General features: G+C 43.0%; 6 protein-coding genes and 2 pseudogenes. 3 read left to right on the top strand and 5 right to left on the bottom strand.

The window, feature by feature from the left end; all coding sequences use genetic code 11:
- Window positions 1-28 precede the first annotated feature (28 nt).
- The 4 genes from ACYPZI_RS10975 to ACYPZI_RS10990 all read right to left on the bottom strand — a co-directional run bounded on the left by ACYPZI_RS10975 (window position 29) and on the right by ACYPZI_RS10990 (window position 7933).
- The gene (locus tag ACYPZI_RS10975) at window positions 29-1285 is read right to left on the bottom strand and encodes a Gfo/Idh/MocA family oxidoreductase (protein ID WP_459601509.1); all 1257 of its coding nucleotides are present in this window, start codon (window positions 1283-1285) and stop codon (window positions 29-31) included.
- A gap of 124 nt (window positions 1286-1409) precedes the next feature.
- Window positions 1410-3194: a RagB/SusD family nutrient uptake outer membrane protein gene (locus ACYPZI_RS10980; RefSeq protein WP_459601511.1), complete on the bottom strand. Its 1785-nt coding sequence runs from the start codon at window positions 3192-3194 to the stop codon at window positions 1410-1412.
- A 21-nt stretch (window positions 3195-3215) separates the two neighbouring features.
- Window positions 3216-6737, bottom strand: coding sequence for a TonB-dependent receptor (locus ACYPZI_RS10985; RefSeq protein ID WP_459601513.1), 3522 nt, complete (start codon window positions 6735-6737; stop codon window positions 3216-3218).
- 161 nt (window positions 6738-6898) lie between these two features.
- Window positions 6899-7933 (bottom strand): FecR family protein, encoded by a 1035-nt coding sequence (locus ACYPZI_RS10990; protein WP_459601515.1) that lies wholly within the window; start codon window positions 7931-7933, stop codon window positions 6899-6901.
- Between the two features lie 104 nt (window positions 7934-8037).
- Here ACYPZI_RS10990 and ACYPZI_RS10995 point away from each other — a divergent pair, with 104 nt between their 5' ends.
- Window positions 8038-8613, top strand: coding sequence for an RNA polymerase sigma-70 factor (locus ACYPZI_RS10995; protein ID WP_459601517.1), 576 nt, complete (start codon window positions 8038-8040; stop codon window positions 8611-8613).
- A 305-nt stretch (window positions 8614-8918) separates the two neighbouring features.
- Window positions 8919-9754: pseudogene (locus tag ACYPZI_RS11000) on the top strand (BRO-N domain-containing protein).
- Between the two features lie 174 nt (window positions 9755-9928).
- Here the strand turns inward: ACYPZI_RS11000 and ACYPZI_RS11005 are convergent.
- Window positions 9929-10147: pseudogene (locus ACYPZI_RS11005) on the bottom strand (transposase); the annotation flags it as partial.
- 225 nt (window positions 10148-10372) lie between these two features.
- Here ACYPZI_RS11005 and ACYPZI_RS11010 point away from each other — a divergent pair.
- The gene (locus ACYPZI_RS11010; protein ID WP_459601519.1) at window positions 10373-13507 is read left to right on the top strand and encodes a SusC/RagA family TonB-linked outer membrane protein; all 3135 of its coding nucleotides are present in this window, start codon (window positions 10373-10375) and stop codon (window positions 13505-13507) included.
- The last annotated feature ends 120 nt before the right edge of the window (window positions 13508-13627 follow it).

Genomic DNA, 13627 nt, shown 5'->3' on the forward strand with positions numbered 1-13627 from the left:
TATACGATTGTTTGTTTTTTATTACTGGTTAAATATTCCACGGAGCACGCATTGGCTGATCCAGCAGGCGATTAGCTGCCTCGTCATCAATAAATACCAACTTAACCGGATCAAAATGTAAAGTGCGGTTTAATCTTAATGCGACAACGCCCATATTGACAATTGTAGAGGAACGGAATCCGTTTTGCTCGTTAAGCGCAAATTGTTTGCGTGTTTTTACGCTCTCTATAAAATCCGTCACTTGTCCTTCCGGTTCAGGATAGTCTGCCAGTTTCTTTTCCCAACCAGGAATATCGCATACGAAGTTTTTGTATACATTTCCCTTAGGTCCTGATATATACGGAGTATCAGGGTTGCCATAATCGCCTCCCCACAATACGATCTGGCAGCCATCGTCGTAGGTATAAGTAATAGAGCGCCAAACTCCAATGGCATCGGGGTGCTGCTGAGGCGCATCCACTTCCACTTTCACAGGACTTGTATGGTCTTTACCCAAAAGATACTGAACGGGATCTATGTAATGCTGTCCCATATCGCCCAATCCTCCGCCATCATAATCCCAATAACCACGGAATGTGCTATGAACACGGTGGGAGTTATATGGTTTGTACGGCGCGGGTCCGAGCCACATGTCATAATCCAGTTCTTCAGGAACAGGTTGCGGCTCGAGATACTCTTTTCCTACCCAAAAGAATTTCCAGTCGAATCCGGTATGTTTACTTATCGTTACTTTCAACGGCCAGCCTAACATACCGCTCTGTACCAACTTCTTTAATGGCTGAACGGGAGTTCCCAATCCATAAAAATTATCTTTGAAACGGAACCATGTATTCAGCCGGAACATGCTTCCGTATTGTTTTACAGCTTCCATCACCCTTTTACCCTCTCCTATAGTACGAGTCATGGGTTTTTCGCACCAAATGTCTTTTCCGGCTTTGGCTGCTTCCACCGACATAATGCCGTGCCAGTGCGGTGGTGTCGCTATATGGACAATATCGACATTCTTGTCCATAATGAGATCCCTGAAGTCATGGTATGCCGCTATTTTGTCTTTAACAAGGTTTTTACCCAATTCCAGGTGTTTCTTATCTACATCGCAAACTGCAACTAAACGAGTACCAGCATATTTAAGATGGCCGCGTCCCATATTCCCTGTACCAATTATGCCCTTGGTAAGCTGGTCGCTGGGGGCTATATAGCCATTTCCCAGTACTTGTCGGGGAATGATTGTCAGAGCAGTGAATGCCCCTAAAGTCTTTAAAAAATTTCGTCGGTTAGTTTTCATGGTATAATAAAATATTAAATAGTTTTCGATCTTTAACTCACTGTAATTACAAGATTAGCCCCGGTTATGCTGATTTGGCACCATTATATAACCGGGGATAAATCCTTATTAAATACATTTCAAATTATTCCAGTGCCGGATTGAATGTTCCTCCCCAATTGTTGTTTTGCTCCAAATTCGGATTTTCATCCAAAACGGTTTTCTGAAGCGGGAAGAAATAGAACGTTTCTTCAACTACAAAAGTGTTTTCGGCATTCGGATTGTAAGGCACCCGTTGTTTTACATACCTGAAATCATCGGGAGTCAATTCAAAGTTCTTCGTTTTTGCCTTAGCTGTATTAATAGGCATATCCAGACCAGTGGTTCTGTCAATAGCGATACTTTCAAGTCCATATTTTTGCAGGCCGCTTAATATCATCATGTTGCGGGTACGGCGCAAATCCCAGAAACGATGTCCTTCGAAGCAGAACTCGATATTGCGTTCATCGAGAATGATTTGGCGAAGTTCTTCGCGTGTAGGCGAAACAGGGAGTCCGTAATTTCCACCATTGGCTTCGATGCCGGCTCTTTTACGGATTTCTTTCAGCATCTCTATTGTCACGTCGGAATGTCCGGTTTCGTTAGCAGCTTCGGCATAAATCATCATTAGTTCGGCAAAACGCATCTTAATGCAGTCGAGACTATATTGATCGGTAATCTCCGGTGTTAGTGACAGGTCTAAAGCTTTACGCACATAAAAACCGGACATAACATCGTTCTTGGTCGTAGTAGCTCCTCCCGAATTTGGATTGGTGCCATACGCGTCCGCATCATCAGCTAAGCCCAACGCCGTATATTGGCGATAGCCGGCAGGCATGCCTGCTACAGGAAGTTCCTGTCCCGAACACAAAATAGAACTGTAGAAGCGAGGATCCCTGTTTTTCCAAAAACTTTGCATCAAATCATTCTCTGAGCTTACATAATAGTTCCCTGTTACATCGTTAAATTTCTTTCCGTCAGCCATCGGAAAAGCCTTGATCATATCCCAGGTAGGTGTACGCTGTATTTGTCCCGTACTTAACGATTGCGGACGAAGATACCAGTCCCATGAACCTGTTTTATTCGGATGTTCGTTGATAACAGCAAACAACACTTCCGCGCCGCCTTCTTTCACGAAAATATCGCTATAGTTTGGCGTGAGGGCGCTACCGTGAGCTTTCGCGAAATCGTATGCTTCTTTGGCGGCTGTGTAAGCTTCCGCCCAATAAGCATTGGTATAAGGATGGGTAGGGTTAAACTGAGGAGATGCTTTATATAGCAATACTTTGGCCTTGAAGGCTTTCGCGAAAACCTTGTCGATACGGCCATAATTACCGGAAGACGATGCTATCTTATCCGTCAAACCGGCGATAGCGTCATCCAAATCCTGGACGATGAAACCGTAACATTCGGCTGTCGTATTCCGCGTCACATACAGATCATCCGTTTCTTTGTCCTGAGGCGTCTTAATATAAGGTACTCCTCCATGATAGACAACCATATCGAAGTATATATACGCGCGCATAAACAAGGCTTGCGCCGTAAGCGACTGTTTGACATTATCGGGAAGGTCACCCTGACCGATACTCTGGATGGCCTCGTTGATCCTACGGATAGTCGTATAATTCCATTTTTTATAGCTACTTCCCGAGATAGTGATAGTTCCTATATAGAAAGGAATACCGGTAAGTTGTTCCGAGTTTTGATCCGCGCCGGTATCCCAATTGGTGAATACCGAAGCATAGAGATTTGTCACGTATGCCGTGGCAAGCGTCTCGTCGTTCCATACCTTGTTGGCGTCATAATCCGACAGGTTCTCTATGTCTAACGTATCGCAGCTCAAAAGAAAGGATACGAGAAAACAATTTATAATGATAAAATACTTTTTCATAATGGATTTCTTTTTAAGTAGTTAGAATGAAAAATTTAACCCGAATGTAAATGACTTCATCAAAGGATATGAATCATAGTAAGCTTGTTCCGGATCCATCAGTTCATTGACTTCGGAAATACAGAACAGGTTCGTTCCGTTGAAGAACACTTGCGCTTGCGTCAAACCAAGCTGTTTCAGCGCGGTCTTAGGAATCGAGTACGCGATATTCAGGTTCTTGAGGCGGATGTAAGCGCCGTTCCGTTGCCAGAACGTGGATTTACCCACACCTGATTCATACCAACCCGATCCTACCACGCGCGGATATTTACCGTTCGGATTCTCAGGAGTCCACACCTCAGGGCTTACCCAAATTGGGAAATAAGGACGGTTGTCGCCGCCATGTTGGTAGAAACCGGCGTCATAACCCGACATAAACTTGTCATAGTTACCTACTCCCTGGAAGTGCATGGACACGGTAACTCCGTTCCATGATATTTCGCCGCCGAAGCCGTAATTGATACTTGGCGTCGCGTTGTCGGACAACAGGTTATATTGGTCGTTACCATCGATTTTTCCGTCAGGTCCGAGAGAATAGCCGTCGCCGCGCGTATCCTTATAGAGAATACCTCCCAGGTACGGGTCGCGTCCATACTGTTTAAAGCCTTGCGCTTTCAACTCGTCCACCTGTTCCTGTGTACGGATCAGGCCGATAGCGATAAGCCCTGTCTGGCGTCCACTCGAGAATCCCACTTTCGTTAAATCCTGTAAATTTCCGGTCTTGTAAAGAGCCGATTCGTCTATTACATCCCAGCGATCTTTCGCGTATCCCACGTTCACATACGCGGAATACTGGATTTTGCCACCCGCGGCTTTATCCCGCCAGTTGACTGTAAGCTCGCCGCCTCTCCATGAGCGTTCGGCATAGTTTTCAGGAGCCAAAGATTGTCCGTAAGTACTCGGTAAGGTAGCGGTCCTCGCGCCAAGTATATCTACTTCCTTCCGGTAGAAGGCATCTATGGTACCCGACAACCTGTGATTCAAGAATCCGACATCGATCCCCGCGTTATAGGTGGTGGAGGTAGCCCATGTCAAGTCCGGATTCGGAGTGGCTCCCGGTGCGATACCTTGCAGGTAAGACGATCCAAAGATATAGGAACTGCCCGAGGTATATTTCGGCAGGTATGAAAATGGTCTGATTTTAGCGTTGTTGACATCCAAATCATTCCCGGTCGTACCGTACGATAAGCGAAGTTTCAGGTCGCTCAGCCAATCGTGTGTAGATTCCATGAAATTTTCCTGATTAACACGCCACGCGGCCGAAACAGAAGGGAAGAATCCCCAACGTTTGCCGGGCGCGAACAGGGTATTACCGTCGTAACGGAAAGAAAATTCAGCGATATACTTCTGGGCGTAATTATAGTTGAAACGACCGATCCATGATAAATGAGCGCCGGTATATTCTTCAGCTTCGCCGTATCTTTTTTCCGTATCATCCGAAAAAGCATACATTTGGTCGATATATGTCAACGGTGACTCACCTTTCGCATACACATACTCGCCGCCATTAGAAGCCTGTTCGAATACCCCCATCGCCGAAACGCTATGTTTGCCGAATACCCGGTCGTAGTTGAGGAACCAGTTGAATTGCGAACTCCACAATGTTCTCATGCCATATTGCAGGCTTTCGGTCGAATTGAAAGAGAAAATACTGTATTTGGTCAAGTCAAGTGGCGCGGGAAGGAACCTGTTGCCGGCGGGATCGGCGCGCTGGAATACATAATTCTTTTGGAACGTCAGGTATTTTTTGCGCATATAATCATCACCGGTATAGTTGTACATTACCTTTGTGGATAATCCTGAAGTGATAGCGCTCAAGTCCACATTAAAGGTAAGCGATCCGTTCATATTGCGCTTGCGGGTTTTAACATAGCGATCGCCTATTACCTGATCCACCGGGTTCCAACCTGTCCAAGAGCCTATTTCAGGCCGTATCGGATATTCAGTCACCTCATTAGCCGGCGTTCCGTCCAGATACGAATAGAAAGGCAATGTCCTCATGGCGTTGAAAGTGCAACGGTACATGTCGTACACATCCTGGCTGTCGTCAGGCGACCCCGTCCAATAGAACCGGTTACCGTCGGTTTGATAAGCCGATAAATTGAGATTGATTGATATTGCTTTGGATAATTTTGCCGTCAAATTGGAACGAAGGTTGTATTTGTCGTTTTTCAGATTGATATACGAGCCTTCTTCTTTCATATAGCCGGTCATCACATAGTATTGGAATTTGTCGCTGCCGCCCGTCACACTCAATGAATGTTTGGTATTCCACGGCGTTTGCCATATCCAGTCGTTAACATTGTAATCACGGTTTTCGAAATATGCGAATTCTTCGGGGCCATTCGGCAAAGCCCGTCCTTTAAATTCCGCGACGCGGTTCTGATAGACCAGCTCATCGGTGGCTGTCATCAGGTCGCTGAACAATGTTTGGGTAGGCTTGCTGAACGAGTAAGTTCCCTGATAGTCGAACCGGGGTTTAGCTATCGTGGCATCGCCTCTTTTGGTTGTAACCAATATTACGCCGTTACCTGCCGATGTACCATAGATAGAAGCAGTCGCGGCGTCCTTCAAGAAACTCATTTGATCTACTTCGGTGGCTTCCAGGACATCGAAAGCTTCCTTGTTGGAGATGACGCCGTCGATAACGAACAAAGGCTCGCCGAAGCCGCCGCGTATGCTGATAGAAGAAGTAGCCCCGATCAGTCCCGAATTGCCAATGATAGTCACTCCGGGCGCGCGTCCTGCCAAAGTATTCGATAGATTGGAAGTCGGGATAGTAGTCAGCTCGTTAGCTTTCACATTCGTGATGGCGCCTGTCAGGTTCACTTTTTTCTGAACACCGTAACCTACGATCACAACCTCTTCCAGATTTTGCAAATCTTCCTGCAAGACAACCTGAACGTTGGATTTGCCCTTCGCGGATACCTCCTGGCTGATATATCCCAGAAAAGAAATCTGTAGCACGGCATTGTCTTCGACTGATATCTTGAATCTACCGTTCTCATCGGTTAGCACACCGTTTGTAGTCCCTTTCTCCCGCACACTGGCGCCGACAATCGTTTCGCCGTTTGCTTCTTTGACTATACCGGTGACGACATGTACAGCTTGTTGAGGGAATATGGATAACGCGGCGGCGGCAGAGCCGGGCATCAGCACGATTTGCCTGTCGATGATGCGATATTGAATATCTGTATTTTTTAATACTTTGTTTAATACCTGCTCTATACTTTCTTTACTAATATAAATATTATCAACTGCTTTGTTTAAAACAATCGATTTATCCAGAATTAGAAAGGAGAACTCCGTAGATTCTTCTATTTTGTCTAATATACCCTCTATCGTCGTATTTTTTAAGGAAAACGAAAGGGATACGGATTGTGCGTATGAATTCTCCGCGCTAAGTTGAAGCACAGCGAATAATAATATTATGCATACCCTCATTCTTTGGCTGATTTTTAAATAATTTGAGGTAATAACTTCAAATATTCTTTGGTTTTTCATATTTTTATACTGATTTTTAGTCAACACTGATTTTGGACTGATTGCGTCCAAAATGATTAAATTCTCGTGACAAGGGTAAGTGGCCGCTTACTCTTGTCTTTTTATATCAGGTCTAATACTTCCTTCCCCATAGGCATCTCATTTTTTAAGTTGTTCGACAATTATTTATTTAACCACACATCAATTCGCTGTCTGCTCAACGTTGAATCGCTATTCTGGATTGGTGGGCTGAGTTTCCACTTTATAGGAGCGGCAGCTTCCAGGTATGTAAATATTTGTTGGATAGTTTCGTCGGTAAATGTAACACGTGCACTGTATTTCTCTGACTGGTTATATTTATCATGCAATATAATATCTACATTATAGCGACGGCTCAATTGACGGAAAACTTCATTTAGGGAAGCATTCCGGAAGACAATTTTTCCATCTTTCCAAGCCAGTTTTTCGTATAAATTTATCCGGCTGACGGATACTTTACGGGTTACTTCGTCATATATGGCCTGCTCACCGGGATGAAGTCTGACCTCCGGCCGGCCGGTAGTAAGCATATCCACATATCCCTCCGCGAGAATGGCTTGGACTTTATTATTTTCAGTATTCACACTGAAACGTGTACCATAAGCCATAACCTTGATACCGGAAGCTGCCGTTACGTAAAAAGGATGTTCTTTGTCGGAATAGACTTCAAAATATCCTTCACCGGTTAATTTTACCTCTCGGAGATCTCCTTTAAAAGAAGTTGGATAACAAAGAGTAGAGCCTGCATTCAACCATACTTTCGAATGATCGGAAAGCTCGAATCGGGAAATAGAACCGGGTGCCGCTGTAATCTCAACATAAGTCGTTTCGGGTACAGGTTTGTGGAAAACCATATAACCCAACACTGCGGAAGAAAGTATCAATGGCAGGAATAATACGGCAGCTACACGTGATATTGTATGACGGATTATAAAACGTTTCCGGCGTTTTCTTATGGTTCGAATGACTTGTTGAAATCCTTTTGTGGTATTATATGACTCTAATTCACAAATATTATCCTCGATAGATACGGCATGAGCGACAAGCTCCAATTCCTCTGCTGCCAAAGGATAGTTCGCGACAAGGGAGTCTACTTGCTGTCGTTCTTCAGATGTCGCCGTGCCTTTACAATAACGGCAGAAAAGTTCTTCTTTACCTTCAAAATATTGTTCATCCATTCTTTATGAGATATAATATACCTTATATAAATAAGACAATCTTTGTTTGAAAAAGTGCCACAAATTTTTATATTTTTTTATATTTGTTGATATTTTTATATGTAATGAGTAGATCCTTGTATATTTTGGAACCGGATCAATTGCTATGGAACATAGTAAACCTTGACGATGAGAAAGCGTTTGAACAATTATTTGAACTCTTTTATCCGTCTTTATTGGGTTATGCCAGAAAGTATATTTGTAATCGTTCGGTATGCGAAGATATCGTGCAGGAAGCGTTTGTTTCCCTATGGGAATACAGGAAGACTTTGCATATTACCCAATCTGTACGTAGTTATCTGCTTGTTTCCGTACGCAATCATTGTCTTAATCTCCTGAAAAAGGAAGGGCTTACCCATAAGTATCAGGAATTCCTCCTAAAAACAACCTGTCAAAAAGACAATGAGAATTTCTATTTATTGACCGAACTTTACGAAATGTTGGATAAAGCGCTTGCTAAACTTCCGGAAACATATCGCACGGTATTCGAAATGCACCGTATTGAAAAAAAGTCATACGAAGATATAGCTGAAGAGCTCCACATTTCTGTTCGCACCGCTAAACGGTATAAAAACCACGTGATGGATATACTCAAAAAGGATCTGAAAGATTATCTTACTCTTATGATACTTATAATTTGAAATAGGGAACTTTGGGGTCCGGGGATAGAGAAGAGAAAAGAAAAAATTATGTCGCTGGAGATCGTTTATAGTATTATTAGAAGAACTAAAGTCTTCTTTACATTTTAGATTTATGAACTTTCACCTGACTATACCATATTTCATCATTTGGAAGGGTAGCATTGTCGTATTTGACAAGTTTTATTAAAAAGAAATCTTCGAATTATTAGACATTATATAGAATAAACTCTTATTCAATATAAACTCTATTCTAAAATCATTAAATTTGCTTCCGGTATATTATACTGAATTAACGGCGACCCTCCATGACAAAGAAAAACCTGATACAGGTATTTGAGAATAAGAAAGTCCGCACGGTATGGGACGAAGAACAGGAAGAATGGTATTTTTCCGTAGTTGATGTTGTTCAAATATTAACCGACAGCCCTAATCCGAGAAAATACTGGAGTGTCCTTAAAATACGGCTTAAAAAGGAAGGAAGCCAGTTGGCTACAGATTGTAGTCAACTGAAAATACCTGCCGCCGATGGAAAATATTACAAGACCGATGTAGCCGATACCGGACAATTATTCCGGCTGATACAATCCATACCCTCCCCAAAAGCAGAACCATTCAAGTTGTGGATGGCACAGGTCGCGAAGGAACGCCTTGACCAGATGCAAGACCCGGAACGGTCTATAGACCAGGCTATGATTGACTACAAGCGTTTAGGATATTTTGATAACTGGATTAATCAACGCCTCAAGTCCATCGAGATCCGTAAAGAGCTGACTAATGAGTGGAAACGCAGGGGGGGTGGAAGAAGGCGTACAATTTGCCACTCTTACCGATATTATAACACAGGTATGATCGGGAAAAACAACCTAAGAATATAAAAGACACAAGGGCCTCAAAAAAGAAAACCTCCGTGAGAATATGACTAATACGGAACTGATCCTGAATATGCTCGCAGAGGCGTCGACAACAGATATCTCCCAGTCAGTGAAACCTCATACATTTGAAGAGAATATAGAGATTACCCGGCAAGGTCGCCTGTGTAGCCCGTGAAGAGCTGGAAACTCGGACCGGGCGGAAAGTCGTTACTTCCCAAAATGTAAAAAAGGTTTTTGGATCAGGAAATAAAGAAATAGAAGACCAGTAGGTCGTATAAATTTTTTGGTTTTTAGGGGAATCTGGGCGTGTAAATTTAACTGTGTCAGCTAATTTTTCTTCTCTATAACTTAGGATCTATTTATGTCCATTTCTTACAATGGGTAATGTATATCCAGAGCTTTGTTGGTTTTATAAAACTAATAAATTATTAGAAATGTTGTTATCAATCCAGTAATTTAAATCTATCGGGATATATAATAGCCAGTTGCTGAGCCGTTCCGCTCCATTCAAAGAGAGGCATTGTCCACTTCTTTTTAATGTTACGGTAAGCCAGGTAGACGAGCTTTTTCAAGGCTGTATCATTGGTGAAAACACCTTTATTCTTAGTAACTTTCCTGATTTGGCTATGATACCCTTCAACGGTATTGGTCGTGTATAGCATCGTAAGCGTTCGGTATTGAGCATCTTGCGATTGATATCATCAGGATTTATCTTTGCCCATAAATAAGTCACGGTTGTCTTTAACAGGAGTTACAGTACCATTTAGTAAATGTAAAATGGCAAAAATAATCCCTATACCAGAATATACCATTTTTATGGTATTGTTGAAAAGTAAAAATGTTTACACTTTTGTACTTTATTTTATAAAATTAATTAATTACAGACTATGAAACAAAGAAAAGAATTTAGGTTTGGGATATGCAAAGTTTTTATCATACTATGTATATTCCTTTTGAATTCCCTTTCTATTCTTGCTCAAAACAGGCAGGCAATACAAGGAAAAGTCACTGATAACGGAGGAGAGCCGGTTATCGGAGCAAATGTGGCTGAAAAGGGTACCTCAAACGCGACGGTTACCGATCTAAACGGAAATTTCACGCTGTCTGTTTCGCGAAACGCCAAATTGCAGGTATCTTATATCGGTTATCTGTCGCAGGAAGTTACGGTAGGTAACAGGAAGACGCTGGAAATTACGCTTACGGAAGACCAAAAACTACTCGATGAAGTGGTTGTAACCGGTTATCGGACCATCAGTAAGGAGCGTATTACCGGTTCATTCGGCATTATCAATCAAGCGCACTTCGATGAAAAACTTTCACCCGATTTGACATCCATGTTGGAAGGACAAGTACCGGGTTTGGCGCTTGACAGGGACGGTAAAATTGAGATTCGGGGCGTTTCTACCTTTACGGCTGTCAAAACACCGCTGCTCGTTATTGACGGTTATCCGGTGGATGCTACCATGAACGATGCTTTTTTCAGTTATCGTGATGGAACTTTCGAAAACATCAATACCAACAATATTGAAAGTATTACTGTTTTGAAGGATGCCGTAGCCGCGTCTATCTACGGTTCGCGCGCGGCAAACGGTGTTATCGTCATTACCACAAAGAAAGGTATTGAGGGAGATCCGAAAATATCCTACCGCGGTTCATTCAGCATCACTCCTACACCTGATTTGAAGAACCTGCATAAAGCAAGTTCTTCCGATTATATCGACGCTGAAATTGATTTATTCAATGACGCGCCGACGGCAGACTTGAATACGGCCGCTACGCAAGCGACGTACATTCTTATTCAAGAACGGGCGGGAGTTATCACGCGCGAACAGGCACAAGCACAACTCAACGCCTTGCGGCAAATAGATTATGTAGGACAAGCGGAAAAACACCTTTTCCGTTCGAAATTGAATCAGCAACACAATGTTTCCGTGAATGGCGGAACGAAAAATCATAGTTACAATGTGGTATTAAATTATCTTGGAACAAGGGAACATTTTATAAATTCCGATAATAACCGCACCACGATTGATTTTCGCGATGAATGGAAAATCAATAAATTCCTTACTTTAAGCGCGAACGCTAATGTTACTTATAAAGAAACCACAGCCCCTAAGCTAAACGCGAATACTGTGTTAGTTGAAAATCCATCCGTTTATTCTCAAATATCCGCGGGATTATTCCAATTCGCAGGCACCAATTCTCTTTATACTCCTTATCAAACATTAGTGGACGGGAATGGCGATCCGGCTCCTATGTGGGTGCCCGGATGGCAGGCGAGGCAAACCTTGTATGCCGGTATACCCGGAGCCAAAAGTATTGAAAGGGTTTTTATCGACGACCTGGCAAAAGAAACAGTAAAGACTTCAGAATATCAGAGCCGTTGGACGGGAACTTTGAAAGTGGATATTTTAAAAGGCCTTTCGGCTGAGATAGGTGGTAATTGGCAACGAGGTAATTATTTGTGGAAACAAATCTCCAATGCGGATTCTTACGCGGCTCGCATAGCATACACCAACACAACTTCGCGCTCTAATCCGGCCAACCATTATATTCCCGAAGGCGGTATTATTGATGAGCGGCGCAATATCAACGAAAGTTGGACACTACGCTCGCAAGTCAATTTCAACCGCGATTTCAAAGACGGATTACATCGCGTAAACGTATTGGTGGGTAACGAAGTCCGCCGTATGACCTACGACAACAATACCTACGCCACCAGAGTGGGCTACAATGAAATCGCGGGTTCTTTTGTTCCCGTAAACGCACTTGACATCAACCAGAGCAAAAACAGCGCGGATTGGTATGGAACTCCGGGATTCACGTTAAATACAGGAGCTTATGGACGTATTGACAATCGCTTTGTGTCGTACTACGGCAACGGTTCATATGAATATGACAACCGGTTTATCGCCAGTGGAAGTATCCGTTTGGATTTGACTAATTTCTTCGGCACCAGTTCTAAATATCGCTATCGTCCCCTTTGGAGTGTTGGTGGCACATGGAAACTGAGTGAAGAGAAATTTTTTGATGTGAATTTCCTGAATCGTCTGTACATCCGAGGTTCTTATGGCGTAAGCGGAAATATAGCGCTCAATCAAGGGCCATTCCTCATTCTTGGCGTAGGCGCGTATAACGCGACAACCGAGGGGATTTCGTATAGTATTTCTTCGCCGCCTAACGACGAGTTGCGTTGGGAAAAAACACAAACAACCAATGTCGGCGTTGATTTGGCTGCTCTCAATAATAGGCTGAAATTCTCGATCGATTACTACAACAAGTTGAGTACTGATTTGCTCGCTCCAGATGCTGTGGATCCTACAACAGGATTTACAAGTTTTACTAAAAACGTAGGTTCTAGACGTAATACAGGTATCGAAATAGCCATTAATGCCAATGCGGTTAAAACCGCTGATTTCAGATGGGACATTACTCATATCTTTGCTTACAATCACGATAAAGTGCTGACATATAACGCGACCCGGGCATACCCTACAAACTATACGAGTGGTGCGATTCAAGTCGCCGGATATCCGGGCGATGCTTTTTGGGGTGGTAAGTTTGCCGGGCTCGATAATACCGGAGCGGTGCAAGCGTACAAGGCAGACGGGACGATTGTTCCTATTGGAAGTTTAGGCACCGAGGACATGACTTATCTTGGCACATATCGTCCTAAATTCGATTTGTCGCTGACGAATAGTTTTACCTATAAAAACTGGAATTTATCAGCGATGATTATATCCAAACTCGGACACAATTACCGCAAAGATGCTTTTCTCGGTTCAAACATACAAAACCGCCATGTCGGCGAGCGTTGGCGTAAGGCAGGTGACGAAGCAACCACGATATACCCGAAATTGCAATCGTGGAATATGGATATGTTTTATTTCCCCTATACCGACGTCTTGATTGGAGATGCAAGTTTTGCAAAACTTCGCGATGTGACTCTTTCCTATAACTTTGCTAAAGACTTTGTGAAACGACTTGGGCTTGGCAGCGCGAAAATTTATTTACAAACCTGAGTTCCGTTTAAGAAAATCAATAAGAAAGTTGGTAAGTAAGAAATAATTTTGTATCTTTATAGTTGATAATCAATAAATTAAACAAATATATGAGCTTACTTACCAACGATAAAATTACGG

It is taken from the genome of Dysgonomonas reticulitermitis (assembly GCF_054601275.1).